Genomic DNA, 25,308 nt, shown 5'->3' on the forward strand with positions numbered 1-25,308 from the left:
CATATGATGGTGGGTATGTTGCGTGAATATACCGTCGAGCTTCAACACCCGACGACGGACAAGGACACCATCTACTCGCTCCTGGAAAAGCGCACCGCCCGCGATCCTGAGGAGCTGGTTGCCCAGTGGCAGGATCCCATGACCAGGAACTGGCACGATGTCAAGGCCGGGCAGATGTCCGCACGGGTCCGCGCTGTAGCTAAGGGCATGATGGCCCTGGGCGTGGAAAAGGGCAGCACCGTGGTCATCTATGCTTCCACCAGTTACGACTGGGGGGTCACGGACTTCGCATGCGCTGCCATCGGTGCGGTCTCGGTGCCCATCTATGAGACCGATTCTCCCAGTCAGGCCCAGAAGATTGTTCAGGACGTGGACTGTGTTCTGGCCTTTGCAGGTGACTCGGAGCATGCGCAGATTCTGGAGCAGGTTCGCGGGTCCTCGCCCAAACTCAAGTACGTCTTCAACTTCGAGGCCGGAGGACTGAACGCAGTCAGTGAATTCGGCCAGGGGATCGACGACGAACGCCTGGATGAAACCATTGCCCAGGTCAAGGCCGACGATCTGGCTACCATCGTCTATACTTCGGGCTCAACCGGCGAGCCTAAGGGCGCCATGCTCTCCAACCGAAACTTTGTCCATATTGTCTTCGTGGGCTGGGATGTGCTTTACCACATGCTGGCAGCGCCCTCCCGCCTGATGCTTTTCTTGCCCCTGGCGCATTGTTTCGCCCGCTACATCCAGTACGTGGCCATTGGTGCTCAGGGCGTGGTGGGATATGTCTCCAACGCCAAGCACCTGCTGACTGACTTGCGCACCTTCCGGCCCACCTATCTGCTGGGCGTGCCCCGAGTCTTCGAAAAGGTCTACAACGCCGCCTCGCAAAAGGCTGGCACAGGCTTTGCCGGCAAGGTCTTCGCCAAAGCGACCAGGCACTTCATCAAATGGTCCAAGGATGAGCAGGAAGGGCGCGGCCATTCGCCTCTGACGCGCCTTGCCCACGCCTTCTACACCAAGACCGTCGGCAATACGATCGAGTCTGCCCTTGGCTCCAACCTGAGTTACCTGGCCTGCGGCGGTGCACCCATGAATGCCGATCTGGCTCACTTCTTCAATGGAATCGATGGGATCACTTTCATTCAGGGATACGGGATGACCGAGACGGCAGCCCCCTGTATCGTCAACTTTGAAGACGCAAACGAGGTGGGGTCTGTCGGCCGCCCGGGCTCAGGCATTACGGTCAGGCTGAGCGACGATGACGAGCTCCTGGTCAAGGGTCCTAGCGTCTTCATGGGCTATTACCATCAGCCCGAGCTGGATTCCACTGTTCTCGATAAGGATGGCTGGCTGCACACAGGCGATCTGGCCCAAATCGACGATCAGGGCTTCGTTTTCATCACCGGCCGCAAGAAGGACGTCATCATCACCGCCGGCGGCAAGAACGTGAGCCCGGCGCCTCTGGAGGATGTCATCAGCACCTGTCCGATAGTCTCCCAGGCCGTGGTCGTGGGCGACGGCAGGCCCTTCGTGGGCGCGCTGGTCACCCTGGATGCCGGCATGCTGAAGTCCTGGCTGACCTCCCAGGGTCTGGACGCTGACATGAGCATGGAGCAGGCCAGCCACAACGAGGCCATCCACGCCTTTATTCAGCAGTATGTGGACAAGGCCAACTGCAACGTCTCACGGGCCGAGTCGGTGCGCAAGTTCCTGGTGCTGGACAAGGACTTCAGCCAGGAGGACGGTACCCTGACCCCCAGCCTGAAGGTAGTGCGCCCCGAAGTGCTCCGCCGGTATGCAGAACTTGTGGACAAGGTCCTCTATGCGCCCAGGACGCCAGCCAAGCCAGCTGCCAAGGAGAGCGACCTTGTGAGCAGGGCGCGGACCACTATGAGCGATTCCTTGGCCAGCATGACCGGGCGCAAACGTGATGGCCGCCAAGAGGAAGTGGCATCAGAGGACGAGAAGGACGGCCGCGACGGCCGGAATGACGAGGAGTAAGCAGTGGCGATTCGTACGATCAGAGTGGTTCCCGATCCGGTTCTGCGCACCCCCTGCGATTCAGTGACCAGCATCACCCCGGCTGTGCGCAGATTGGTGCGTGACCTGGTGGACACTGTTGACGACCCGGGCCGGGCCGGATTGTCGGCCAATCAAATTGGCGTAGGCCTGCGTGTCTTTTCATACAACATCGGCGGCAAGGTGGGCTACATCATCAATCCAGTCATCGACAAGACCTCCGGCGAGCAGTATGGCGAGGAGGGATGTCTGTCCCTGCCCAACCTTTGGTATCCGACCAGGAGAGCCGACTACGCCCGAGCCCATGGCATCGATCTGGACGGGAAAACGGTGACTCTTGAAGGTCACGGCATCATGGGGCGTATGATCCAGCACGAGTGCGATCACCTGGACGGCCATGTCTATGTGGATCGGCTGGAGAGCGATGTCCGCCGCAGGGCCATGCAGCAGCTGAGATCAGCCAGGTAGGCAGAGGGCGAACGTGATACCCGAGGTCATTGGCCTCGGGTATCATAATATTTCGGCGTGTCATTGCGCAGGTCCGCTGTCACGGGTGGGCAGGCGCGCCAAGAGTATTCCCGAACGCACGCCGAAAATTCGCGCCATGTCCGCGACGTCCTGTGTCGGTCGGCTCCTCGGAGTTGCACGCAGGTGCACATGGCCAGGCAATAACCGACAATGAAAGGTACGGACATGGCACAGATCACCATGAGCGAAATGCTGAAGGCCGGCGTTCACTTCGGACACCAGACCCGTCGTTGGAACCCCAAGATGAAGCAGTACATCCTGATGGAGCGCAACGGCATCCACATCATCAACCTCTTCAAGTCGCTCGGTCTGATCGACCAGGCCTATGACTTCATCAAGCAGACCGTGGCCCACAACGGCACTGTGCTCTTCGTGGGGACCAAGAAGCAGGCCCAGGAGGCCATCAAGGCCCAGGCCACTCGCGTGAACATGCCCTACGTCTCCGAGCGCTGGCTGGGCGGCATGCTGACCAACTTCCAGACCGTGACCAAGCGGGTCGGCCGCTTGAAGGAACTGGAAGAGATGGACTTCGACGACGTGCACGGCTCGGGGCTGACCAAGAAGGAGCTTCTGCTTCTGCGTCGCGAGAAGGACAAGCTGGAGCGTCAGCTGGGCGGCATCCGGAACATGAACCGCACCCCTTCGGCGCTGTTCGTGGTCGACATCAACAAGGAGGCCTTAGCGGTCTCCGAGGCCAACAAGCTGGGCATTCCGGTCGTGGCCCTGGTGGACACCAACACGGATCCTGAGCTTGTCACCTACCCCATTCCCGCTAACGACGATGCCATTCGCGGCGTCGAGCTGCTGACCCGGCTGATGGCTGATGCCGTGGCCGACGGTCTGCTGGAGCGCTCCGGCAAGGCCGCCAAGACCGAGGAGGCCTCCGACCAGCCCATGGCCGAGTGGGAGAAGAACCTGCTGGAGAATAAGGACGGACAGCCGCAGGAGCAGGCCCAGGAGACTGCGGAACAGCAGCAGGAGACCCCCGCTGCGGATCAGGCCGCCTGAAACCTGGCGCCTCGATAGATGCATCCACGAATCTTTTCGGGCCAACAGTCCGGGAAGACCAGATAGGAGAGTTTCATGGCAAAAATCACCGCTGCACTGATCAAGGAGCTGCGTGACCAGACCGGCGCCGGCATGATGGACGTCAAGAAGGCCCTGACTGAGGCCGAAGGCGACATGGCCCGCGCCAAGGAGATCATCCGCGCCACCGGCATTCAGGCCGCAGGCGCCCGCGAGGGCCGCAAGGCCCAGGAGGGTCTGATCGCCTCCACCGTCGTTGAGGGCGGACAGGGTCAGATCGGCTACGCCGTCGAGCTCAACTCCGAGACCGACTTCGTGGCCAAGACCCCTCAGTTCGTCGAGTTTGGCCAGGAGGTCATCGACGACGTGGCCAAGGCTGATGCCTCCAACGCCGAGCAGGTCGATGCCGCTCCATCCAAGTCCGGCACCGTCAAGGAGACCGTGGAGGAAGCCGGCGCGCTCTTCCATGAGCACGTCAAGGTCGGCCAGGTAGCCCGGGTCGAAGGTCCCCGTGTGGAGATTTACGCCCACCGCAAGTCCGTGGAAATGCCCCCCTCCATTGTGGCCATGATCGCCACTGATGAGGCCGGCGCCCAGGTGGCCCATGAGGTGGCCCTGCAGATCTCCGCCATGAGCCCCAAATGGCTCAGCCGCGAGGATGTGCCCGCCGACGTGGTGGAGTCCGAGCGTCGCGTAGCCACCGAGAAGTCCCAGGCCGAAGGCAAGCCCGAGAAGATCATTCCCAAGATCGTCGAGGGGCGCCTGAACGCCTTCTTCAAGGAGACCGTCCTGCTGGAGCAGCAGTATGTCAAGGACACCTCCAAGACCATAGGAGACCTCTTCAAGCAGGTAGACGGCAAGGCTCTGGCCTTTGCTCGTCTCGAGGTCGGCAAGGGCGATGAGGAGTAGTATCAGCCCAGCAATGTCCTGGGTTGCCTGGCCTGATCCTGTTTGAGGGATAGGCAGACGAAGGCATTCATATTAGGGGAACGGCTTCCATGGTCGCTCCCCTTCTTTAATCCTGAGCCTATTTTTTGCGGCTACTCAAGGTGGGGTTGTCGTCTAGCCTGGATATCCTATTAATGGTGTATTACGCCTGTCATTGTCTGGAGAAAGGGCTTTTATGACCGGATCCGATTCAGCGCAAAACCCAGCATCGCCTCGTCGTGTGCTGCTCAAGCTCTCCGGAGAGGCCTTCGGGGGAGGCGAGGTCGGCATCGACGTGCAGGTGGTCAAACGGGTGGCCAGGGAGATCGTCCAGGCGGTGCACAGTGGTGTTCAGGTGGCCATCGTCGTAGGAGGAGGTAACTTCTTCCGTGGAGCCGAGCTCAGCCAGGCTGGCATTGAACGCTCGCGCGGCGACTACATGGGCATGCTGGGCACAGTCATGAACTGCCTGGCGCTACAGGACTTCCTGGAGCAGGCTGGACAGGCCACCAGAGTGCAGACAGCCATAACCATGGGCCAGGTAGCCGAGCCCTATATCCCTCTTAAGGCCATCCGTCATCTGGAGAAAGGGCGCGTGGTCATTTTCGGCGCTGGATCCGGCATGCCTTACTTCTCCACAGACACAGTATCCATCCAGCGGGCCCTGGAGATCCACTGCGTTGAGGTTGTCATGGGCAAGAACGGAGTGGATGGCGTATACACGGCTGATCCGCACAAGCAGTCTTCTGCGCGCATGTTCACCAATCTGAGCTACCAGCGGGCCCTGGTGGACAATCTGGCCGTTATGGATGCGGCAGCTCTGTCCATGGCCCGGGACAATGACATGCCCATCCGAGTCTTCGGGCTGGAGGGCGAAGGCAACGTGACTGGAGCTCTCGAGGGACAGCGTCTTGGCACACTGGTCCACGACGGTCCTGACCGTACCCTGTGACTGGCTGCGGGAACGCCCCGCGCCGCTTGGCCCCCGTGGCCCGATGGCCGTAGAGTATAAGAATGACGGACCTCGCGCGCACAGGCGGATGGTCCTTACAGCAAGGAGCAGATCATGACCACAGTGGTGGACCAGGCCGGAAGGCAGATGGACAAGAGCATCGAGGCGACCAAGGAGAACTTCTCTGGAATCAGGACCGGGCGTGCCAACCCATCCTTCCTCAACGACATCATGGTGGAGTATTACGGCACTCCTACGCCTATCAAGTCGCTGGCCTCCATTGGCGTCCCGGAGCCTCGTACCCTGGCTGTGACCCCCTTCGACCCATCCCAGGCAGGCGCAGTCGAGAAGGCCATCCGGGATTCCGACCTGGGCGTCAACCCCAGCCGTGACGGCAATGTCATTAGGGTCACTATGCCCGAGCTGACTGAAGAGCGCCGCCGGGACTACGTCAAGCTGGCCAAGAACAAGGCCGAAGAGGGCAAGGTGGCTGTCCGCAATATCCGGCGCAAGGTCAAGGAGGAGCTGGAAGCCAAGGTCAAGGACGGCGACCTGGGCGAGGATGAGGGCAACCGGCTGCAGAAGGAGCTGGAGGCCGTCACCAAGCAGAAGAACGACATGATCGACCAGCTTCTGGATGCCAAGGAGAAGGAGATCCTCGAGGTCTGATCCGCATGGGGAGGATCCACTGTTCATGAGTACTAAGGAAAACTCCGCCGAAAAGGCAGGCCAGGATGCCGTCGCAACCCTGAACAAGCGAACCGGGCGCAATATGCCGCAGGCAGTGGCCACTGGCGCGCTTCTGGTAGTTATCATCCTGGCCTGCATACTGGTGCGCATAGACGCATTTGTCTATCTGATTGTGATTTTCATGACCCTGGGGCTTTGGGAGCTCAGGGTGGATTTCGCCACTGCGGGCCTGCATATACCGGTGGTCGAACTGTGGATCTGCTCAGCCGCCACTATGCTGGCCTCTTTCTACGCGCCGAACCATGTGGCGGTCATGACTGCCGGTGTTCTGGCCACTGCCTTGGTCGGGGCTCTTGCAGCCACTCGCAACCACCGCCTGGGTGGTCGTCTGGTCAAGGCGGTGAATGCCAAGCTGTCGGGCAAGGATGCGCAGACCATGGCCGATGCATCCTATGGTGCCGCTGAGGGGGTAAGCCGATCAAGCAGCCTGGCCAATGTGGGCGTCACCCTCCTGACCGTTGTCTACATCACCTTTCTTGCCTGTCTGATAACCCTGCCCACCACCTTTGGCGGGCATCCTGCCGCACATGCCTTCATGGTGATTTTCCTGCCCGCCTTAAGCGATATCGGCGGTCTTCTCTTCGGCTCGCTCTTCGGCAAGCACAAGATCTCGCCCCGCATCTCGCCCGGCAAGTCCCTGGAAGGGCTGGCAGGCTCCATGCTCTGCTGCCTGGTTGGCGCCCTGGTCATTTTTGCAGCCGCCTATCCCATGGCGGATTGGGGACGAATCTGGTGGGTCGCCCTGCTCATGGGCATCATGGTCGGAGCCACAGGCACTCTGGGGGATCTGAGCGCCTCCTTGATCAAGCGCGACCTTGGGATCAAGGACATGGGCCACCTGCTCAAGGGCCATGGCGGAGTGCTGGACAGGGTGGATTCCATCCTCATGTCTGCACCCTTCATCACACTGGTTCTTTTGGTCACTGGTCTGTGACCGGAATTGATGGTCCGATGCTCAGGGGGGGCCGTCGGATGACTGATACAGGATGAGGTAAAGGTATGACAGATGTCGACATGGCCGATGCCGAGCCTGAGACCGGCATCACTCCCGGAGGCAAGGATGGCGCCTTCAGGGACGTGCTTGCGGCCGACCATGCGCGTCGAGGCAAGCCACCGCGTCACTTTACCGATATGGACCAGCAGGAGCGTCAGGAGGTCTGCGCTCAACTGAACCTGCCGAAATTCCGGGTCTCGCAGCTGGCCAACCACTATTTCAACCATCTGTCCACCAATCCGGACGACTTCACGGATCTTCCCGCGTCCAGCCGTCAAGAGGCCGCACACCGCTTCTTTCCTGAACTGATCACTCCGGTCACCGTTCAGAAAGCGGATCAAGGAACGACCATCAAAACCCTCTGGAAGCTCTTCGACGGGTCCAGGATCGAGTCCGTGCTCATGCGTTATCCCTCCAGGGCCACCCTCTGCATCTCCAGCCAGGTCGGCTGCGGCATGGGCTGCCCCTTCTGCGCCACAGGTCAGCTTGGATTGACCCGGAACATGTCGACCGGCGAAATTCTGGAACAGGTCAGGGCCGCATCCTACATGATGAGATCTGGGCAGGTCGCCGGAGGCCCGGGACGTCTGAGCAACATCGTCTTTATGGGGATGGGCGAGCCCATGGGCAACTACCGGGCGGTGCTTTCCGCAGTCAGGCAGATCAGCGCACTGCCGCCCAAGGGATTCGGAATCTCGGCCAGGAACATCACCGTATCCACGGTCGGCGTGGTTCCCGGCATCCGCAAGCTGACCCGAGAGGGGATACCGGTCCGTCTGGCCGTCTCCCTTCATGCCCCCAGTGACAGGCTGCGCGACGAATTGGTCCCCATGAACCGCCGCTTCAATACCACCCAGGTCCTGGACGCGGCCCATGACTACTACCTTGCCAGCGGCAGACGGGTCAGCATCGAGTATGCCCTGATGCGCGGCATCAACGACCAGGCCGAACATGCCCGCCTTCTGGCCAAGCGCCTCAACCACTACGGGGACGACTGGGCGCACGTCAACCCCATACCTCTGAATCCGATTGAAGGTTCACGCTGGACGGCCTCCAAGCCCGAGGATGAGCAGCGCTTCCTGGACATCCTGCACAAGGCAGGCATTGCTGCAACCATGAGGGACACCCGCGGATCCGACATCGACGGCGCCTGCGGACAGCTTGCAGCCAAGGCCGTCAAGCTTCAGGTCTGATCCAGTGTTCTGCAATGTGGACATGCCTTAGCCTTGGGGCCATAGAGAAGCTAAGGTCTTGACTCAAACAAATTGGTCCAGGCAGAAAGGCAGGTCGCATGACGGTAGCGGTTCGTGTCATTCCTTGCCTTGATGTCGACCAGGGCCGTGTGGTCAAAGGCGTCCACTTCAAGAATCTGCGCGATGCTGGTGACCCTGTTGAGCTGGCTTCCGCTTACTACCAACAGGGCGCTGACGAGCTGACCTTTTTGGATGTGACCGCTTCGGGTAGCGGTCGAGCCACCATGGTTGACCTGGTCAAGAGCACTGCAGACCAGATCTTCATCCCGCTGACCGTCGGCGGTGGCGTACGCACCCCACAGGATGTGGACACACTCCTGAGGTCCGGGGCCGACAAGGTTGGCATCAACACAGCTGCCATCGCCAATCCGAAAGTCATCGGCGACATTGCCCAGCGCTTCGGTCGTCAGGTCCTGGTGCTTTCGGTCGACGCTCGTCGATCCGATGCACAGGGAATTATCTCCGGATATGAAGTGACCACCATGGGTGGCCACCAGTCCACCGGCATTGACGCCATCGATTGGGTAAGGCAGGCCCAGGAGCTCGGTGCTGGTGAGATCCTTCTAAATTCCATGGATGCAGACGGCACACGCCAGGGTTTCGACCTGGAGATGATCGCTGACGTGCGCAAGGCTGTATCCCTTCCCCTCATCGCCAGCGGTGGAGCAGGCAAGGCTGCCGATTTTCCTCCCGCCATCAAGGCCGGAGCCGATGCGGTTCTGGCGGCTTCCGTCTTCCACTTTGGCAAGGTGTCCATCAGTGATGTCAAGCAGGCGCTCCATAGGGCCGGATATCCGGTGCGATGGCAGGCCTGAACTTATCTGGCAAATAATTTCGGCACCACATGGTGCATGGCATCTGCAGGCTATGCGAATAGTCTTCTGGGAACCATATCCCAAACCATAAAAGTTCAACCGACTAGGACATGTCGGACACATCAGCTGAAACGAGGAGGACGGGGACCAATGTCACAGTCTTCGAACAATCAGGAAGAACGTCTGGATCCAAGCATAGCGGCCAGACTCAAGAAGAATGACCAGGGGCTCGTGGCCGCCGTAGTCCAGCAGTATGACAGCGGCCAAGTGCTCATGGTCGGGTATATGGATGAGGAGGCCCTCAGACGTACTTTGACCACTGGAAGGGTCACTTTCTGGTCCCGTTCCAGACGGGAATATTGGCGCAAGGGCGACACCTCCGGGCATGTCCAATACGTCAAGGGAGTCAGCATTGACTGCGATGGGGATGCGCTTCTTGTCGAAGTTGACCAGGTGGGAGCGGCCTGTCACACAGGGCACCGGTCGTGTTTTGAAGCCGGAGGACCACTGCCTGCAATGCAGGGCAATCGTACACAGACGCAAATGCAGAACAAGGAAAGGCAGTCCGGTGCAGAAAGACGCTAAGGCCAAGGCAGTGAACACACAGAAAGCAGAAAAGACGGGCTCTATGACCGTCCTGGATGAACTAGTGGCGGGCGCTGTAGAGGATGCCAGGAGCCGGGAGCAGGAGATTTCCCTGGAAGAGCTCAAGAAACAGGTCAGGAGCATGAGGCGCAAACCTCTGGATGCTGCACGGCTGCTCAGGGAGAGCGCCGGTGTTCCGGTCATTGCAGAGATCAAGCGCGCTTCGCCTTCCAAGGGGCATCTTGCCGATATTAAAAATCCTGCCGCCTTGGCTAGGCAGTATGCCAATGGAGGTGCTTCGGCCATATCGGTTCTGACCGAGGGCAGGCGTTTCCTGGGATCTTTGGATGACCTGCGGCAGGTCAGACAAGCCGTGGGCATTCCTGTGCTCAACAAGAACTTCATCGTTTCCGACTACCAGGTCTGGGAATCCAGGGCCAAGGGTGCCGATATGATCCTGCTGATTGCGGCAGCTCTGGATGACACCAGACTCAAACACCTGCTCAAGCTTGCTGGAAGCCTGGGTATGACTGCCCTGGTTGAGACGCATGATCAACAGGAGATCGAGCGTGCCGTAGCGGCAGGGGCCCGGGTTGTCGGCATCAACGCCCGCAATCTGAAAGACTTGAGTGTTGACGTTGGCCAGTATGCCCGACTGGCGTCCAAACTGCCCAAGGACGTGGTCAAAGTGGCCGAGTCAGGGGTGTTCGGCACAGTCGAGCTGGAGCAATATGCCCAGGCAGGCGCCGATGCTGTCCTTATAGGAGAGGGCCTGGTCACATCCCAGGATCAGGAGGGAACAGTCCGCCTGCTGGTTCAGGCTGGTCACCGGTTCAAGGCCGCAGAGGCCATGCCTCTCTCGACCCATGACGGTCCCTATTTCGGCCCATACGGCGGACGATTCATGCCTGAGGCACTGGTCGGTGCCCTTGACGAGCTGGAGCGCGTCTATAAGGACGCCAAGGCTGATTCGGCCTTCCAGGAGGAGCTGAATAGGCTCAACCGCGTGTATGTCGGGCGCCCTTCGGCCTTGACGCCAGCTCCTCGATTCGCCAAACTGATCAGCGATCGGGTCGGTGGTCAGGTCAGGGTCTTCTTGAAGAGGGAGGATCTGAATCATACGGGCGCCCACAAGATCAACAATGCCCTGGGTCAGGGGCTTTTGGTCAAGCGCATGGGCAAGAGCCGCGTCATAGCAGAGACCGGCGCCGGGCAGCATGGCGTGGCCACGGCTACGGTCTGCGCCCTCCTGGGCTTCAAGTGCCGAATCTACATGGGACAGGTCGACGCCCGCAGACAAGCACTAAACGTAGCCAGAATGAAGATGCTGGGAGCGGAAGTCGTCGAGGTAACTACCGGAACGAGGATTCTCAAAGACGCTATTAACGAGGCTTTGCGCGACTGGGTGACCAATGTGGAATCCACCCACTACCTTTTGGGCACGGTTGCCGGCCCTCATCCCTTCCCGACCATCGTCAGGGACTTTCAGAAGATCATCGGAGAAGAGGCCTCCGCTCAGCTTTCCGCATACGGTATCGACCACCCTGACGGGGTTGTGGCCTGCGTCGGCGGAGGCTCCAACGCCATCGGCATCATGAACACTTTTCTGGATGATCCGCGGGTTTTCCTTTACGCTTACGAAGCCGGCGGAAACGGGCCCAGGTCGGGCAAGCATGCCATCCGTCTGTCGCCCGGCACAGGCCAGGTCGGCGTCTTCCAGGGAACTAGGTCCTATCTTTTGGAGGACGGTCAGGGCCAGACCATGGACACCTATTCAATCTCCGCCGGCCTTGATTACGCATCGGTTGGTCCAGAGCATGCCTGGCTGCACGACATGGGCCGGGTCAAGTACGACTATGCAACTGATAAGGAGGCTATGCAGGCTTTCAGCGATCTCTGCCGAACCGAAGGCATCATTCCTGCTCTGGAGTCCTCGCATGCCTTAGCCGGTGCCAGCAAGGCGGCCGCTGACCTTTTGTCCAGAGGAATCGACAATCCCGTCATTCTGATCAATGTCTCGGGCAGAGGCGATAAGGATGTAGCCACGGCAGGCAGGTGGTTCGGCTACCTGTCCGAGCAGGAGGCCAGCGCTCTAGAGGCTCAGGGCGGACATGGCCAGAACGGTCAAGCGGATGAGGAGGCCCGATGATGGTCGGCCATGTACGTCAAGAAGTCCCAAACCAGCCTAAGGGATTCAGCCGAGCATCCAGCCCGGTGGCGACCACGCTGCAAACTCTTCGTCGGCAGGGCAGGCCAGCCTTCATCGGATATTTCCCCTATGGATTCCCTGATGTGCCCACATCTCTGGAGGCTATGCGGGTCATGGTGCACAGCGGTGTCGATATCGTCGAGATAGGACTGCCCTACAGCGATCCGGTCATGGATGGTCCAGTCATCCAGGCGGCCAGCAAGTGCGCCATCGACAATGGCGTCAAAGTCGAAGGCGTCTTCGACGCAGTCCAGCAAGTTCAGGCGGACGGCGCAAGGGCCCTGGTCATGAGCTACTGGAACCTGATCATGCATCACGGTGTAGCGGATTTTGCCGAGCGCATGGCCCAGGCAGGGGGGTCTGGACTTGTCACTCCTGATCTGATAGTGGACGAATCCGGGGAATGGATAGAACAGTCGGACCGGTATGGCCTTGACCGAGTCTATCTGGTCTCGCCGGATTCCACGGATGCACGTCTGCAGCTCACATCCCGAGCCGCCAGAGGATTCGTCTACGCGGCCTCAAGGATGGGCGTGACCGGCGAACGGGTCAGCATGTCCGACTCGGCCAAGGATCTGGTTGCAAGGGTCAGGCAGGCTGGCGCTCCTTATGTTTGCGTGGGCATCGGAGTTTCGACTGCCCAGCAGGCCTCTCAGGTCGGCGCCTACGCAGACGGGGTGATCGTCGGCTCGGCCTTGGTTCACTGCTTTCTGGACGACCATGGCAAGTCGCAAAAGGACCGCAAAAGGGCACTGGCGGACCTGGCTGAGGTTTGCTCAGATCTGCGTTGGGGTATATCCCATCCCGGAAAGTGAGAGGGGCTGTAAAGTCCAAGGGCTAGAATGTAGGCCTTATGACGCTTGCCTACATTCCATCGCCGGGAATATCCAGCTTTCACCTAGGGCCTGTCACCATCAGGTTCTATGCCCTGACTATGCTCCTGGCCATTATCGTGGCTGCCTGGATCACGGCCAGACGCTGGAAGAAGAAGGGTGGCCGGACTGACCAGATTCTTGACATCGCCATCTGCGCGGTGCCGGCTGGCATCATTGGAGCACGGCTCTACCATGTCATCACCACCCCGGAACGCTACTTTGGGGCTGGTGGCAATCCGGCCGACATTCTTCGCATCTGGCGTGGCGGTCTGGGCATCTGGGGTGCAGTCCTCCTGGGAGCCCTGGCGGCCTGGGCTTGGTGCCGTCACAAGAATTATCCGACCGCCCTTCTGGCTGACAGCGTGGCTCCAGCCCTTCTGGTTGCCCAGGCCATCGGTCGGCTGGGCAACTGGTTCAACCAGGAACTCTACGGTGCTCCCACCACACTGCCCTGGGGACTGAAGATCGATGCAGCTGGTTCCGCTATTGGCAGCAGCGAGCAGTGCTATGACGGGGCCACCTGTCCGACTGGAACCCTCTTCCAGCCCACATTTCTGTATGAGATGATTTGGAATCTTATTGGTGCGGCGCTCCTGGTCTGGATCGGCCGCAAGATGGCGAACGTCCTCAAGGCCGGATCTCTCTTCGCCTTGTATGTGATGTGGTACACCCTGGGACGCACATGGATCGAGGCCCTGCGCATCGACTTCGCCCATGAATTCCTGGGAGTCAGGGTTAACGTTTGGGTTTCCATGATCGTTTTCATCCTGGCTGCTGCGGCCTTTGTGCTCATAGCGCGCAAGGGCAAGCCCACTTCTTTGTTGTCCGAAAAGCTTCGGACCATCACCGAGCTCGAGGATCGTCAGGAGTCCTTGACCAAGAGCAAATAGGACAGAGGCTGCTGCCCAAGAGTCGGGACTTGTGCAATTGGGCCACAAACCGCCCCCGGCGGTCTTCCGTACAACATAGAATAATCTGCATGAGCATTCAGATAGCACCCAGCATTCTTTCCGCCGATTTCGCTAATTTGGAGCGGGATCTCAAGGCTATTGCCAATGCCGATATGGTCCATGTCGATGTGATGGATCACCACTTTGTTCCCAACCTGACGATTGGTGAGCCCGTGGTGGAGCGTATCTGCCAGGTGACCGATTTGCCGGTGGACGTGCATCTGATGATCGAGGACCCTGACCGCTGGGCCCCTGAGTTCGCCAAGCTGGGTGTTGCATCCGTTACCTTCCACACCGGGGCTGTGCATGCTCCGGTGCGTCTGGCCCGTCAGTTGCATGATATGGGGGTCAAGGCCTGCCTGGCCGTTCGCCCGGCTGAGCCCGTGGAGCCCATCTTCGATATTCTTGATGAGTTTGACATGATTCTGGTCATGACTGTGGAGCCAGGTTTCGGGGGTCAGAAGTTCCTGGACAGTCAGATGGCCAAGACCCGTCGCCTGCGTGACCAGATCACTTCTCGCGGCCTTGGGACCCACATACAGGTGGACGGCGGGGTAAGCCCCGCTACAGCTCCCATTGTGGCTGGGGCCGGAGCTGATGTCCTGGTGGCAGGCTCTGCCGTCTATGGCGCTGATGATCCGGCCAAGGCCATTGACCAGATCAGGCAGGCTGCCCAAGTAAGCTACAAGGACTGACCGCTTTTATGGGAAGAATGGAGATAGCCAGATGAAGACCTTCGATGGGTTGTTTGAGGAGCTTACAACAAAGGCCAAGGAGCGTCCAGAAGGTTCCTTGACTGTTGATGAGCTGGACAAAGGCACGCATTTCATCGGCAAGAAGATCAATGAAGAGGCCGGGGAGACCTGGATTGCCGCTGAGTATGAGGGCAAGGAGCGTACGGCTGAGGAAATGAGCCAGCTGCTGTATCATGTGCAGGTCATGATGATCGATCGGGGCATCACCCTGGAGGATGTATACAGGTACCTGTGATCCCCAACCCTATCCCGCTGTAGATTCGCTTCCGCAATTAGGAGGTTGCCGTGTTGAAGGTCGCGGTGCCCAATAAAGGCATGTTGTCCCAGCCAGCATGGAGGCTGCTGTCAGAGTCTGGCTATCGTCTGCGTTCCAACGATCGACAGCTGGTGGTCGATGATGTCGACAACGACATCCAGCTCTTTTATCTGAGGCCCAACGATATAGCGGTCTATGTCGGTCTAGGAACCATTGATCTGGGTATCACCGGACGTGATCTCTTGCTGAACTCTGGGACCGGGGCAGTCGAGGTCACACAGTTGGGATTCGGCGCCTCCACTTTCAGGTTTGCCGCTCCGGAATCCAGTTCTATCAACAGTCTGCAGGATGTGGACGGCAAGCGGATCGCCACAACCTTCGACCGACTTCTTGGCGACTACCTGGTCGACAAGGGACTTAAGGCCGAACTGATCCACCTGGATGGGGCGGTGGAGTCCTCCGTCCAGCTTGGGGTGGCCGATCTGATCGCCGATGTGGTCTCCACTGGCACCACTCTGCGTAACGCCGGACTTCGCATCTTCGGCGATCCTATTCTGCGGTCGGAAGGGATTCTCATCAGGTCGCCACACCTGGATCCTGATGATGAGCGCCTGGCGGTCATGTCCCGAAGGCTGGAGGGTGTGCTGACAGCCCGCCGCTATGTTTTGATGGATTATGATATTCCTGTTGAGCGCGTTGCCATGGCTGTGGGTATCACGCCTGGCTATGAGTCTCCGACAGTCTCCTCACTGCATGACAAGCAGTGGGCGGCCGTCAGGGCCATGGTTCCCAGGGATCAGGTAAACAACCTCATGGACCGCCTCTATGGGATCGGTGCGCGCGCCATCCTTGTAACAGCCCTTCAAGCTTCTAGAATGTAGTCGAATGGCACTGATCGATCGAATTTCACGCAGCAGGTATAGCCCTGAGCCGCGGTCGGTAATTCTCACTGTGCCGAATTTCATCAGCCTGCTTCGTATCCTGTCCATACCTCTTATTGCCTATCTGGTGGCTAATCGTCATCTGATCATCTCCCTGGTAGTCATGTTGATTTCGGCTCTGTCAGATGGCGTGGACGGGATCATCGCCAGGAGGTTCAATCAGGTCAGCAAGCTGGGCCAGATCCTGGATCCGGTTGCTGATCGTCTCCTCATCCTCTGCTCCATCCTTGCTCTGAGCATCGCCTCCATACTTCCCTGGTGGCTTCTGGCTCTGGTCGGTGCGCGGGATGTGCTCATGGGTCTGCTGGTTCTTGCGCTGGCCCAGCACGATTATGGTCCTCTGCCGGTGCACTTCGCGGGCAAGACTGGGACGGCCGTGCTTATGCTGGCCATACCTGCCCTGATTTTCGCGGATGTCGGCACTTCTACTTTTTTCCGCGTTTTCCACCTAGTGGCTCTTGCAGCTGTCATCTGGGGGGTGGGCCTCTATTGGCTAGCAGGGCTGATCTACGCCCGGCAGGGCATCGGGCTGCTTCGTCAGGACCGACATCATGACTGAGCCTCAAATGACTCCAGAATCCTTCCCCGTGCCGCCCGACCGTGCCCTGATTCACCGCCGGGCGGCTTTTTCGCATTCCAGCGCGGGTTTAACACGTCACTATGTGGATCAGGAGAGCTCGGAGCCAGCTCAGGAATCCATGCGCCGGCGCATGGCCGATGAGTCCCTGAGACTGATTGATGATTTGACTAACCGCCCCATGGACCCCATGTTCGAGGATGCCAGGCTGCTGCCCGCTGAGCGCAGATCGCCGCTGAGCGTCTGGATCAACCGAATTCTTGTTTTTGTCATATGCGTGCTTGTCGGCTTGGCCGGTACGGGAGTGGTTCAGGTGCTGCACCGGGACCCGCGTCAAAAGGTGCGGGAAAAGCTGATATCTCAGGTGGAGACGGTCAGCAAGCGCGCCGATGATCTCAACGGTCAGATCTCGGACCTTAACAGCAATATCGACACGCTATCAGCTCAGGAGGGCGGTAAAGGGCAGAACCGCACGCAAACCGCTGATGACCTGACCAACGCTACCAGCAAGGTGCAGGGCCAGGGCATCGTCATCACGCTGGCCAACCCCATTGCCTCCAAGGATGCTCGGGATAATGCTGATCAGATCAAACTGATCACCGACCAGGATCTGCAGTGGTTTCTATCTAAACTCTGGTCAGCAGGGGCTGAGGCAATTGCGATTAACGGCAATAGAATAGGGACACAGACATCAGTGCGTACGGCTGGTCAGACCATTTTGGTGGGGACCGCCTCCATTGAGGCCCCCTACAAAATCGAGGCCATCGGCGATCAGGGCGCCTTGGCTGATTTGATGGCTCGCAGCGATGTGCAGGGCCGTCTGCGCGACCTGAAGACGGCAAATATCACTGTCAACGTGGTCAAACAGCGGCATCTGAACCTGAATGCCGTTAGTCTGCCCAATCTGTCATATGCCGGAAGGAGTCATTGACATGTCGGCAATTCTCGGCCTGATTCTAGGCGTGGTGGCGGGCATCTTCCTCAAGCCCGACATTCCCATCGTCCTGCAGCCTTATCTGCCCATCATGGTGGTGGCGGCCCTGGATGCATTGATGGGCGCGCTCCGTTCTTATTTTGAGCGCAGCTTCTCGGATCGGGTCTTTGTGGTCTCTTTCATCTCCAATGTGATTACGGCCACTCTTCTGGTCTTTCTGGGCAATCAGCTGGGCGTGGGGTCACAGCTGTCGACGGCTGTCATCGTGGTCCTGGGCATACGCATCTTCTCCAACGTCTCTGCAATTCGACGCTTTATCTTCAAGGGGTGAGCATATGAGACACACCCTCAGGAAAAAACGCAATGAGCGGATGCCAAAGAGCATTCCTCCCAGAAGGCCTGGACGGGTCAAGGCACCGGCCGATGATACGCAGACCGGTGCTTTCCCAGTGGTTCGTCGACGGCCTCTGCGATCGCTCAACGCCAACGCTACCCGGGTCAGGCTGGTCACCAGCGTCCTGGTGGCTCTTATGTGCGCTCTGTTGGGCTTTGGATATGCAGTTCAGGTGCACAATAACCAGTCCTCCTACCAGAGTCTTTCTGAAGAGGAGCTGGTTCGTCTGCTGGATGAAACCAGCAACCAGGTCGATAAGCTGGAGGAGCGCAAGAGCCAACTTAACCAGCAGCTGACCTCCATCAAGTCCGCGGCTGACAAGCAGAAGGAAGCTGCCCGCATCGCCCAGCAGAACGAGCAGAGCAGCGGCATCCTGTCTGGGAGGCTGCCAGCTGAAGGCAGGGGAGTGGTGATAACAGTCACTGAAGATGGTGATCGTGTGGATGCCTCGACCATGTTCAATTTGATTGAGGAGTTGCGCAATGCCGGTGCTGAGGTCATATCCTTCAACGATGTTCGGGTGGTCACCAGCACTTATCTGCTGGATACGCACAAGGGCCTGCAGTGCGACCACGTCAAGTTGCATAGCCCGTATGTCGTCAAGGCCATCGGAGATCCGGACAGCCTGCAGAACGCCATTCAGATCGCCGGGGGAGTGGGTTCGCGGATCAAGGTGCAATTCCACGCGTCCGTGTCGGTGGAGCAGTCCGATGGTGTCAGAATCGACCAGGTTCGACGCGTACAGGACTATCAGTATGCAAAGCCTGTAGAATAGACAACTATGACAGATCCTATTCCAACTGCGGGCGAGACGACCATCATCGGCATGCCGGCCCTGAACATTCCAGTCACTTCCAACGGTGACCGTCCATTGACCAAGGACGACCTGGAGACCATGGCCCGGTTGCCTGAGGGCACAGCCTTGTTGATTTCCACCAGGGGAGCGGTGTCGGGGTCGCGTTATCTGCTGGACGAAGACCAGGTCAGCGTTGGCCGCGATCCGAAGGCGGACATTCTGTTGGATGATTCCACTGTCTCCAGGGCGCATGCGGTATTCGTGAGGACCGATAAAGGTTTTAGGGTCGAGGATACCGGCAGTCTCAACGGCACCTACGTAAACCGTGAACGTGTGGACCAGGCTGACCTGCACAATGGCGACGAAATCATGATCGGCAAATTCAGGCTGGTCTACTTCGATAATCGGGCTGTCATCGCCAAGAGCTGATAGGGGATATGACTCATGGCCGAAGAAGTGCCGACGCTGGTGCAAGGGGAACTCTTCTCAGCTGAGCAGGCTGAGGGCTTAACCCGGGGGTATCGGGGCACTGTCGCGGCAAAGGTAGCTGGAATCACCTATCGGCAACTGGACTATTGGGCCCGCAAGCGGATTGTCGAACCATCAATCAAGGCTTCGCATGGATCAGGCTCCCGCAGACTTTATTCTTTTAAGGATGTGGTCATCCTCGCCGTCCTTAAGCGCCTCCTGGATGCCGGTGTCAACTTGGTCAATGCTACGAGCACTGTGGCCTATCTTGAGCGTAGGACCGTGAGTCAGCTGGAGCATGTTACCGTGGTCTGCGACGGTGATCAGGTCGTCGAATGTTCAAGCCCCGATCAGGTCTTCACATTGATGCAGTCCGGCCGCGCCGTTTTTGCCATCTCTATCGGTGCTATCTGGCATCGGATGGATTTGGAGCTACAGACCTGCGATCATGTAGATTTGACTACTGGACAGCTGACCCCGGGTCTGCCTGAGCGGCCCATTGACGAGCTGACGGCCATGCGCCTGCGCCAGCGTCTGGAGCATCAGCATGAGCGGCGTCAGCGAGCCGCTTGACCTGATGAGAGAGGGGAGAAAATAATAAGTAATTTGACATAACGTACATTATCGGCTTATTGGTGATCTATCACGAATTGCCTTGTTGACTGTGACATCACTGTTGCTGCTGTCCCTGCTCCGAAATTTGCGATTGTCTGCACGCTAGGCAGTAGACAATCGCAAAACTCGAATCTGATCCTGATCATCAGTGATTGATGTAGGACAAAAGCCAAAACTGCACCAACATGGTCTGCAATTGACGCATCGGCGACAACCGATAAAACTTGACATCTCAAGGTCAGTTTCTTAGCACGTTCTCTTAGTGATGATGTCACGGCTGTTTCTGCTGAAGCATCTGTTCCTTCGATTATGGCTTGCAAGTTCTACATATGGGTATAGTGGAACACTCCGTTTCGGGATATTTGCTGATACCGACTTGCATACGTCTTTTGTCTACAAGGTGTGTGTGCACGTTAGCGCAAGAGAGATTTTGAGCAAGATGTCATTTCTTCAATTGCTTCCTGGAAGGTTGTCCTGGAAGTAATCCTCTACAGCCTGGCACAATTGATCGACCCTTTCGATGACCCGGTAGCAGCCGTGAGACTCGAGTTCTCCTGACTCTGCATAGCCCCAACCGCATCCTAGGCAGTCCATGCCGGTTTCCAACGCACCATCAACATCAGTCCAGCGGTCCCCGACCATAAGGGACCGGTCCCCGTGCTTGATATCGAAACCAAGGGTCTGCTGAGCGTGGGTGATCACCTGGGCTTTAGAAATCCTTGTGGAGTCCTTGCTGGCGCCATAGATGCCATCTACCAGAGGCATCAGACCAAAGTGTTCACACACCGGCAGAGCCTGGTACTCGGGTTTGCAAGTAGCTACAGCCAAGGTCAGACCATGTGCGCGCAGACGATGCAACTGTTCGGGAATGCCGTCGAAGACCTTGGCAAGCAGGCGTCCAGGAATATGCTGGCCAGGATGCTTTGGATCCTCGAATGCTGCTATCTCGCTGTAATAGCGTCGATAGACCTGTACGCCCCTAACGATGTCCTTCTCCCTGATACCGTTGATGCGCAGCGATTCTTCTATGGCCGGTCCGATGAATCGACGTAGCGCATCATCGTCAGGTACAGGATAACCAAGCTCTTGAAAAGTTCGCACTACTGAGGCGATAATGCCCGGATGAGAAGCAGTCAGGGTGCCGTCCAGATCCAGCAGAACCAGGCGGCGCGGTGATTTACTCATAGTCAGGGAACCATCCTTCGCGGTGCATTTTCAGACGCTTGTCAAGCACAGCCTTGAGCTCGTCTTCGGACCGACGTTCCAACAGCATGTCCCAGTGGGTCCTGGTCGGCTTTCCGGTTTTGCCGGATTCCTGCTCGTCATGCCCCTCAAGGTGAGCGATCTGGCCGCAGCGGCACTCCCATTCCTGCGGCACCTCAGCGCCCTCAGCCAGCGGCAGAATAGTCCGATGGCCCTTGGGACAGATGTATGCGATCTCGCTGCGTGCCGCGAAATCCACATTCTGATCTGATTCCAGGGATTTCGCCCCTATGCTCATGCCGCGAAGACTGCGCTCTGCCATGAATCCTCCATACTCGTGTCCGACACTGCCTCCAAGCTACAGAACAGTGTTGACCTGAAACTTATTCCCTGATCGTGTCCGTGTTCACTCCACGCCCGTATAAGCCACAATGCCACGGTTGACCTGGTCTGCGGCAATGCTGGCAGTTTTGGCCAGGTGGTGCCCTCCCCTGCCCAGGTAGGGTTCCACCTGGACGATCTGAGTGAGTACGTCGGACAGGCGCTTGGCGTTGCGGACGAAGTCCCCTGCTGTCAGATCGCTGTCACGCAGAATGGTGGTCAGTGTGTCGCCGCAGGCCCAGTCATAAATGGTCGGCCCCAAGCCAAAATCGAGTTCCGGGGGCAGTTCCAAACCAGCCTGATCGCAGCGATCCTGTACCTGGGACCACTGTCGTTTCATATCATCCATGGCCTCGACTAGTCTCGGAGCGCGGTATCCCGCCCTCTCCCCCGGCTGCTCCCCTACCCCGCGGCGGGATTCGTAGACCAGTCCAGAGACGGCGGCTGCCAGTTCGGCAGGTTCCAGATCGCTGAGGATGCCTTGATTCAGGATTTCTGCAAGACTCAGATCCTGCTCGCTGTAAATTCGCCGGAGCAACTGCCCTTTGCGGGTCAGTCGGCAGTCGTCTGGATCCACAGGCCGAGTGTAGCGCAGGTCGGTCAAAATCTGACAGATCCTGTCGAACTGGCGTGAGACTGACCCTGTTTTGGATTCGTACTGATCCCGAGTGCGCTGCAGCTCCTTGTCCATGCGGATCCACCGGTTCCCCCAGCGCAGATGCTTAGGCAGGTCCGGGCACTGGCGGCAGGGATGGCTTTGCTCTTGCTTGCGCAGCTGGTCGATATGCCTGTCGAGGTCGCGAAATGCCTGGTCGCGGGCCTTTTCGCTGTTGAACTTTTGACGCTTCAGTCGACGGCGATCGTTCTTCTGGGCTGAAGAGAGGGCCGCACGGATGCGCATGAACCCGATCAGATCGCCACGGCTGCATTGGGCTGCCTTCCGGTAATCCTCCAGGCCGCTGGTCAGAGTCTCGATGCGTTCCTCAAGCTGAGATGCTGATCGATTGGCCTCCCACTGGGCAAAGGAGTGGTCCAGCGTGTCTCGGGCAAGGCCGTAGCTGGAGGAGTTGAGCAGATTGACAGCCATGTTGAAGGTGGGCCGGAAGCTGGAGTGGAGCGGGTAGACTCTCCTGCTGGACAGAGCGGCCATAGTCTTGGGGCTGAAGTCCCGGTGGTCGACCACGATCACATGGCCGATATCGTCGATGCCGCGCCGTCCGGCCCGACCGGTCAGCTGGGTGAACTCGCCGGGCGTCAGGGCTACATGGCCGGTGCCGTCGAACTTCTCCAGCTTCTCAACCACAACGCAGCGGGCGGGCATATTGATGCCCAGAGCCAGGGTCTCAGTGGCGAATACGACTTTAAGCAGCCCAAGTTCGAACAAATGTTCGACTATCTGCCGGAAGAGAGTGACTACACCGGCGTGATGGGCGGCGAACCCCTGCTCTAGAGCGAAGCGGAACTGGGCGAATCCCAGCGCTTTGAGATCCTCCTTGCTGAGCTGTCCGGCTGCCATGGAGTCCACGATGTGCCGTATGCGGCGAGCCTCCTCCTCGGTAGTCAGCTGCAGTCCTGCTCGGATACATTGCTGAACAGCCTGGTCGCAGCCAGTGCGGGAGAAGATGAAGTAAATGCCAGGCAGCATGTCCATGAAGTCCAGCTCATCAACCACGTCGGCCCGGCTTGGACGGTAGCGCTCCCCCATCCGTCGCTCCGGCCTGCCGCCCCGGCCATGGCGATTGTGGTGCCCCTTGTCCCGGGCCTGGGTGCGCTCCTGTCCGGCCTTGTCCAGTTGAGCCAGTCGGGAGACCAAGCGCGGGTTGATTCGCGGAGTCTGCCGACCTGAGCCGTCGTGCCGATACAGATCCAGAATCTCAGGCTCGGTGTGCTTGTCGGCCTGGACCAGGACATGCTGCTCCAACGGCACGGGCCTGCGCTCGGAGACCACCAGCCGGGTACGTCCTCGCACTGAGGATATCCAATCGGAGAATTCTTCAACGTTGGATACGGTGGCCGACAGCCCCACAATGCGGGTCGAGGCCGGGAGATGGATGATGACTTCCTCCCAGACGGGCCCCCGAAAGCGGTCGGCCAGATAGTGGACTTCGTCCAGGACCACGTACTTCAGGGCTGTCAGGGTGGAGGAGTGCTCATAGAGCATGTTGCGCAGGACCTCGGTGGTCATGACTACGATGTCTGCCTCGGAGTTGATGGAGGTATCGCCGGTCAGCAGCCCCACCTGATCCTCGCCATAACGGTCGACCAAGTCATGATATTTCTGGTTGCTCAGCGCCTTGATAGGGGTGGTATAGAAGGTTTTGACGTTCTGCTCCTGGGCCAGGAAAACGGCGAAATCGGCCACAATAGTCTTGCCGGCGCCGGTCGGAGCAGCCACCAGAACGTTATTGCCCTCCTCTAGAGCAGTGATAGCCTCCAGCTGAAAGTCATCCAGCGGGAAGGGCAGCTTGGACTGAAAGCGTGCGGGCGCACCGGTCATTCGTTTGCGGTGACGACTGAAACGTGCATAGCGCTCTGCCGGCCCCGGTTCGGATGCTGATGAATCCTGTCCGTGGTGACGATGACCTGACATGTTCCTCCAAGAACTACCTATTGAACTGCTTCCAACGCCGCCAGATTACGCCGTGGTTCCTCCTGCGCCGGTCCTTGCGTTGCAGCACCAAAGCATGAGCTTGGCTGTATCGCTCGGTTGACTGTGACAGGGGCAAGGCGAAGGCCGGACCCTCAGTCCTATCCGTCGCTTGGGGCTGCACTGTAGCCGGAGGCTGGGGCAGGTGGCGGTTCAAATCGTCTGAGACCCGCCCTATGGAGCGACCGGCTGCCATGGCATGGCGAATGGCGAAGACGGCTCCGCCGACCAGCATGGACAGCATGAAGATCACTAGAAGCACCCAGATCCATCCAGGCATGGAACTCCTCTCCGACCGGAGCTAGCGCCGGTCCTGCTCTTTGTCGTGAGCATCGCTGATGGTGATCTCGCGCTGAGCGCGGGCTAGAATCATGGTGCGCAGGGTCTTGGGCGCCACCGCAGTGATGTGCTTGGCATGGGCGATGCAGAAGGCCACGAACCAGGAGTCCGAGGAGACGGTCAGATGGACCTTCTGCCCGGATCCGCAGGGCTCAACCGAGGCGCCCGGCAGGGACTTGATGTAGGGCAGGTCCGGCCGGTCGGTGATGAAGACCGCAGCCGTGCCGTTGTCAAAGGACCACTTGCGCAGCTCACTGACCGGCACATCAGGGAACTCCACCTTGTGAGTGGGCTTGACGATGGTCGCATGCTCGATTCTTGCAATTCGCAGAACCTGCCATTGCCTGTTGCGCCCGGTGCCCTGCTTGAGGTGGCGACGTGCCCCGTTCTTGCCTTGGCTGGAATCCGAGGGAGCGTCCGCAGCCTCAGTGCCTTCTGCTGCGTCGCCGATGTCGGTCCAGGCGGCGACATAGTAGACGCCCTCATCCACGAAGATCTTGGCAGGGGCCACCACCTTGCGGCGGGTCCTGCCAGCGGCATCCGTGTACTCCATGTCCAGCAGGGACTCGGTCTTGATGGCCCGGCGGACCACCGAGAAGCTTTTGGGTTCGGTCTCATACCCGGTCAGGGAGAGCCATGGTGTTTCGCCCGGCCCAACATGGGTTCGCAGGCGCTGGTAGAGCGACTCGGCCTGGGTTCGAGACTGTTCGGGCAACAGGGGCGAATGGGCCAGGTAGTTGAGCGAGGCGGTCAGCATGCTCAAGTATTGGGGCGAAATGCCGGCCAGCCGTTCCAGCCCCAGCGAGTTGGTGGCCGAGACGATGCCGCTGTCGTCCAACAGAGACCAGTCGATGTCAAAGAACTGGCTGCCGGCCATCTCCCCGTCGTCCGAGACTGTGGTCAGGGTGTTGATGTCCTTGTGGATGGTATTGACGTACTTGCGCAGCTCTTCCTTACTGTTGGGGTGGCCGATGAAGCGCTCAGCCAACTCGGCCAGGGAAAATTCCTCGCCCAGGTGTGCGGACAGGAAGAGCATAAGTCGCAGGCGGCGGTCCACCTCGGATCCGGTCTGGAAGGAGGATGCACTGGCCCGGCGGGCGTGCCGAAGATCCGTGTCGTCGTCGC

26 protein-coding genes and 2 pseudogenes are annotated in these 25,308 nt (G+C 58.9%); 22 read left to right on the forward strand and 6 right to left on the reverse strand.

Annotation, left to right across the window (positions count from 1 at the left end):
• The first annotated feature begins 15 nt into the window (after window positions 1-15).
• The 22 genes from ACUIAD_RS06175 (at window position 16) to ACUIAD_RS06280 (ending at window position 19,571) form a co-directional block, all read left to right on the forward strand.
• Window positions 16-1,995 (forward strand): AMP-dependent synthetase/ligase, encoded by a 1,980-nt coding sequence (locus ACUIAD_RS06175; RefSeq protein WP_390458044.1) that lies wholly within the window; start codon window positions 16-18, stop codon window positions 1,993-1,995.
• Between the two features lie 3 nt (window positions 1,996-1,998).
• A complete protein-coding gene (locus ACUIAD_RS06180; protein ID WP_390132878.1) occupies window positions 1,999-2,481 on the forward strand; it encodes a peptide deformylase in 483 nt (160 codons plus the stop codon).
• A gap of 225 nt (window positions 2,482-2,706) precedes the next feature.
• The gene (gene rpsB, locus ACUIAD_RS06185; RefSeq protein ID WP_390458046.1) at window positions 2,707-3,549 is read left to right on the forward strand and encodes a 30S ribosomal protein S2; all 843 of its coding nucleotides are present in this window, start codon (window positions 2,707-2,709) and stop codon (window positions 3,547-3,549) included.
• A 75-nt stretch (window positions 3,550-3,624) separates the two neighbouring features.
• Entirely contained in the window at window positions 3,625-4,476 is an 852-nt protein-coding gene (tsf, locus tag ACUIAD_RS06190) for a translation elongation factor Ts (RefSeq protein WP_390132874.1), read from the forward strand.
• Window positions 4,477-4,690: 214 nt separating this feature from the next.
• Window positions 4,691-5,446 carry a UMP kinase gene (gene pyrH / locus ACUIAD_RS06195; RefSeq protein WP_390458049.1) on the forward strand — a complete coding sequence of 252 codons (756 nt, stop codon included), beginning with the start codon at window positions 4,691-4,693 and terminating at the stop codon, window positions 5,444-5,446.
• Between the two features lie 114 nt (window positions 5,447-5,560).
• Window positions 5,561-6,115 (forward strand): ribosome recycling factor, encoded by a 555-nt coding sequence (gene frr, locus ACUIAD_RS06200; RefSeq protein ID WP_390132870.1) that lies wholly within the window; start codon window positions 5,561-5,563, stop codon window positions 6,113-6,115.
• Between the two features lie 25 nt (window positions 6,116-6,140).
• Window positions 6,141-7,130 (forward strand): phosphatidate cytidylyltransferase, encoded by a 990-nt coding sequence (locus ACUIAD_RS06205; RefSeq protein ID WP_390458050.1) that lies wholly within the window; start codon window positions 6,141-6,143, stop codon window positions 7,128-7,130.
• 65 nt (window positions 7,131-7,195) lie between these two features.
• Window positions 7,196-8,383, forward strand: a complete 1,188-nt coding sequence (gene rlmN, locus ACUIAD_RS06210) for a 23S rRNA (adenine(2503)-C(2))-methyltransferase RlmN (RefSeq protein ID WP_390458052.1) — start codon at window positions 7,196-7,198, stop codon at window positions 8,381-8,383.
• 98 nt (window positions 8,384-8,481) lie between these two features.
• On the forward strand, window positions 8,482-9,258 hold the full coding sequence (hisF, locus tag ACUIAD_RS06215; RefSeq protein ID WP_390132863.1) for an imidazole glycerol phosphate synthase subunit HisF: 777 nt from the start codon (window positions 8,482-8,484) through the stop codon (window positions 9,256-9,258).
• 150 nt (window positions 9,259-9,408) lie between these two features.
• Window positions 9,409-9,843, forward strand: coding sequence for a phosphoribosyl-AMP cyclohydrolase (gene hisI, locus ACUIAD_RS06220; RefSeq protein WP_445343081.1), 435 nt, complete (start codon window positions 9,409-9,411; stop codon window positions 9,841-9,843).
• Between the two features lie 43 nt (window positions 9,844-9,886).
• The gene (trpB, locus tag ACUIAD_RS06225) at window positions 9,887-11,992 is read left to right on the forward strand and encodes a tryptophan synthase subunit beta (protein WP_445343819.1); all 2,106 of its coding nucleotides are present in this window, start codon (window positions 9,887-9,889) and stop codon (window positions 11,990-11,992) included.
• A complete protein-coding gene (gene trpA, locus ACUIAD_RS06230; RefSeq protein ID WP_445343082.1) occupies window positions 11,989-12,867 on the forward strand; it encodes a tryptophan synthase subunit alpha in 879 nt (292 codons plus the stop codon). Before trpB ends, trpA begins: the two co-directional genes overlap by 4 nt.
• Before the next feature lie 38 nt (window positions 12,868-12,905).
• Window positions 12,906-13,817, forward strand: a complete 912-nt coding sequence (gene lgt / locus ACUIAD_RS06235) for a prolipoprotein diacylglyceryl transferase (RefSeq protein ID WP_445343083.1) — start codon at window positions 12,906-12,908, stop codon at window positions 13,815-13,817.
• Window positions 13,818-13,906: 89 nt separating this feature from the next.
• Window positions 13,907-14,572 (forward strand): ribulose-phosphate 3-epimerase, encoded by a 666-nt coding sequence (gene rpe, locus ACUIAD_RS06240; protein ID WP_445343084.1) that lies wholly within the window; start codon window positions 13,907-13,909, stop codon window positions 14,570-14,572.
• 31 nt (window positions 14,573-14,603) lie between these two features.
• Window positions 14,604-14,867, forward strand: a complete 264-nt coding sequence (locus ACUIAD_RS06245) for a phosphoribosyl-ATP diphosphatase (RefSeq protein ID WP_110452033.1) — start codon at window positions 14,604-14,606, stop codon at window positions 14,865-14,867.
• A 50-nt stretch (window positions 14,868-14,917) separates the two neighbouring features.
• Window positions 14,918-15,769 (forward strand): ATP phosphoribosyltransferase, encoded by an 852-nt coding sequence (hisG, locus tag ACUIAD_RS06250; protein ID WP_445343085.1) that lies wholly within the window; start codon window positions 14,918-14,920, stop codon window positions 15,767-15,769.
• 4 nt (window positions 15,770-15,773) lie between these two features.
• The gene (locus ACUIAD_RS06255) at window positions 15,774-16,388 is read left to right on the forward strand and encodes a CDP-alcohol phosphatidyltransferase family protein (RefSeq protein WP_445343086.1); all 615 of its coding nucleotides are present in this window, start codon (window positions 15,774-15,776) and stop codon (window positions 16,386-16,388) included.
• Window positions 16,381-17,337 carry a DUF881 domain-containing protein gene (locus ACUIAD_RS06260; protein ID WP_445343087.1) on the forward strand — a complete coding sequence of 319 codons (957 nt, stop codon included), beginning with the start codon at window positions 16,381-16,383 and terminating at the stop codon, window positions 17,335-17,337. Before ACUIAD_RS06255 ends, ACUIAD_RS06260 begins: the two co-directional genes overlap by 8 nt.
• A gap of 1 nt (window position 17,338) precedes the next feature.
• Window positions 17,339-17,671, forward strand: coding sequence for a small basic family protein (locus ACUIAD_RS06265; protein ID WP_110452037.1), 333 nt, complete (start codon window positions 17,339-17,341; stop codon window positions 17,669-17,671).
• 40 nt (window positions 17,672-17,711) lie between these two features.
• Complete coding sequence (locus ACUIAD_RS06270) at window positions 17,712-18,509, forward strand: DUF881 domain-containing protein (RefSeq protein ID WP_258333136.1); 798 nt, start codon at window positions 17,712-17,714, stop codon at window positions 18,507-18,509.
• A 6-nt stretch (window positions 18,510-18,515) separates the two neighbouring features.
• The gene (locus ACUIAD_RS06275) at window positions 18,516-18,959 is read left to right on the forward strand and encodes an FHA domain-containing protein (RefSeq protein ID WP_110452039.1); all 444 of its coding nucleotides are present in this window, start codon (window positions 18,516-18,518) and stop codon (window positions 18,957-18,959) included.
• A 15-nt stretch (window positions 18,960-18,974) separates the two neighbouring features.
• A complete protein-coding gene (locus tag ACUIAD_RS06280; RefSeq protein WP_110452040.1) occupies window positions 18,975-19,571 on the forward strand; it encodes a MerR family transcriptional regulator in 597 nt (198 codons plus the stop codon).
• A gap of 492 nt (window positions 19,572-20,063) precedes the next feature.
• On the opposite strand, the gene ACUIAD_RS06285 is transcribed toward ACUIAD_RS06280, so the two are convergent.
• The 6 genes and pseudogenes from ACUIAD_RS06285 to ACUIAD_RS06310 form a co-directional block, all read right to left on the reverse strand.
• Window positions 20,064-20,798 carry an HAD hydrolase-like protein gene (locus tag ACUIAD_RS06285; RefSeq protein WP_445343088.1) on the reverse strand — a complete coding sequence of 245 codons (735 nt, stop codon included), beginning with the start codon at window positions 20,796-20,798 and terminating at the stop codon, window positions 20,064-20,066.
• Window positions 20,791-21,138 carry an RNA polymerase-binding protein RbpA gene (locus ACUIAD_RS06290; RefSeq protein ID WP_110452042.1) on the reverse strand — a complete coding sequence of 116 codons (348 nt, stop codon included), beginning with the start codon at window positions 21,136-21,138 and terminating at the stop codon, window positions 20,791-20,793. The genes ACUIAD_RS06285 and ACUIAD_RS06290 overlap by 8 nt, the downstream gene beginning before the upstream one ends.
• An 84-nt stretch (window positions 21,139-21,222) precedes the next feature.
• Window positions 21,223-23,787 carry a DEAD/DEAH box helicase gene (locus tag ACUIAD_RS06295; RefSeq protein ID WP_445343089.1) on the reverse strand — a complete coding sequence of 855 codons (2,565 nt, stop codon included), beginning with the start codon at window positions 23,785-23,787 and terminating at the stop codon, window positions 21,223-21,225.
• A 13-nt stretch (window positions 23,788-23,800) separates the two neighbouring features.
• On the reverse strand, window positions 23,801-24,124 hold the full coding sequence (locus tag ACUIAD_RS06300; RefSeq protein WP_110452044.1) for a hypothetical protein: 324 nt from the start codon (window positions 24,122-24,124) through the stop codon (window positions 23,801-23,803).
• A 21-nt stretch (window positions 24,125-24,145) separates the two neighbouring features.
• Window positions 24,146-24,532, reverse strand: a pseudogene (locus ACUIAD_RS06305) (helix-turn-helix transcriptional regulator); the annotation flags it as partial.
• 86 nt (window positions 24,533-24,618) lie between these two features.
• Window positions 24,619-25,264, reverse strand: a pseudogene (locus ACUIAD_RS06310) (WYL domain-containing protein); the annotation flags it as partial.
• Between the last annotated feature and the right edge of the window lie 44 nt (window positions 25,265-25,308).

The sequence above is a fragment of the Bifidobacterium sp. ESL0819 genome (genome assembly GCF_052606245.1).

Excerpts from the sequence above, each read along its gene's own strand:
- ACUIAD_RS06205 (WP_390458050.1), top strand. The coding sequence starts at position 6,141 with ATGAGTACTAAGGAAAACTCCGCCGAAAAGGCAGGCCAGGATGCCGTC.
- ACUIAD_RS06260 (WP_445343087.1), top strand. The coding sequence starts at position 16,381 with ATGACTGAGCCTCAAATGACTCCAGAATCCTTCCCCGTGCCGCCCGAC.
- ACUIAD_RS06175 (WP_390458044.1), top strand. The coding sequence starts at position 16 with ATGTTGCGTGAATATACCGTCGAGCTTCAACACCCGACGACGGACAAG.
- trpA (WP_445343082.1), top strand. The coding sequence starts at position 11,989 with ATGATGGTCGGCCATGTACGTCAAGAAGTCCCAAACCAGCCTAAGGGA.
- ACUIAD_RS06270 (WP_258333136.1), top strand. The coding sequence starts at position 17,712 with ATGCCAAAGAGCATTCCTCCCAGAAGGCCTGGACGGGTCAAGGCACCG.
- frr (WP_390132870.1), top strand. The coding sequence starts at position 5,561 with ATGACCACAGTGGTGGACCAGGCCGGAAGGCAGATGGACAAGAGCATC.
- rpsB (WP_390458046.1), top strand. The coding sequence starts at position 2,707 with ATGGCACAGATCACCATGAGCGAAATGCTGAAGGCCGGCGTTCACTTC.
- rpe (WP_445343084.1), top strand. The coding sequence starts at position 13,907 with ATGAGCATTCAGATAGCACCCAGCATTCTTTCCGCCGATTTCGCTAAT.
- trpB (WP_445343819.1), top strand. The coding sequence starts at position 9,887 with ATGACCGTCCTGGATGAACTAGTGGCGGGCGCTGTAGAGGATGCCAGG.
- ACUIAD_RS06245 (WP_110452033.1), top strand. The coding sequence starts at position 14,604 with ATGAAGACCTTCGATGGGTTGTTTGAGGAGCTTACAACAAAGGCCAAG.
- tsf (WP_390132874.1), top strand. The coding sequence starts at position 3,625 with ATGGCAAAAATCACCGCTGCACTGATCAAGGAGCTGCGTGACCAGACC.
- ACUIAD_RS06265 (WP_110452037.1), top strand. The coding sequence starts at position 17,339 with ATGTCGGCAATTCTCGGCCTGATTCTAGGCGTGGTGGCGGGCATCTTC.
- ACUIAD_RS06290 (WP_110452042.1), bottom strand. The coding sequence starts at position 21,138 with ATGGCAGAGCGCAGTCTTCGCGGCATGAGCATAGGGGCGAAATCCCTG.
- ACUIAD_RS06255 (WP_445343086.1), top strand. The coding sequence starts at position 15,774 with ATGGCACTGATCGATCGAATTTCACGCAGCAGGTATAGCCCTGAGCCG.
- rlmN (WP_390458052.1), top strand. The coding sequence starts at position 7,196 with ATGACAGATGTCGACATGGCCGATGCCGAGCCTGAGACCGGCATCACT.
- hisI (WP_445343081.1), top strand. The coding sequence starts at position 9,409 with ATGTCACAGTCTTCGAACAATCAGGAAGAACGTCTGGATCCAAGCATA.
- ACUIAD_RS06280 (WP_110452040.1), top strand. The coding sequence starts at position 18,975 with ATGGCCGAAGAAGTGCCGACGCTGGTGCAAGGGGAACTCTTCTCAGCT.
- ACUIAD_RS06295 (WP_445343089.1), bottom strand. The coding sequence starts at position 23,787 with ATGTCAGGTCATCGTCACCACGGACAGGATTCATCAGCATCCGAACCG.
- ACUIAD_RS06300 (WP_110452044.1), bottom strand. The coding sequence starts at position 24,124 with ATGCCTGGATGGATCTGGGTGCTTCTAGTGATCTTCATGCTGTCCATG.
- lgt (WP_445343083.1), top strand. The coding sequence starts at position 12,906 with ATGACGCTTGCCTACATTCCATCGCCGGGAATATCCAGCTTTCACCTA.
- ACUIAD_RS06285 (WP_445343088.1), bottom strand. The coding sequence starts at position 20,798 with ATGAGTAAATCACCGCGCCGCCTGGTTCTGCTGGATCTGGACGGCACC.
- hisF (WP_390132863.1), top strand. The coding sequence starts at position 8,482 with ATGACGGTAGCGGTTCGTGTCATTCCTTGCCTTGATGTCGACCAGGGC.
- pyrH (WP_390458049.1), top strand. The coding sequence starts at position 4,691 with ATGACCGGATCCGATTCAGCGCAAAACCCAGCATCGCCTCGTCGTGTG.
- ACUIAD_RS06275 (WP_110452039.1), top strand. The coding sequence starts at position 18,516 with ATGACAGATCCTATTCCAACTGCGGGCGAGACGACCATCATCGGCATG.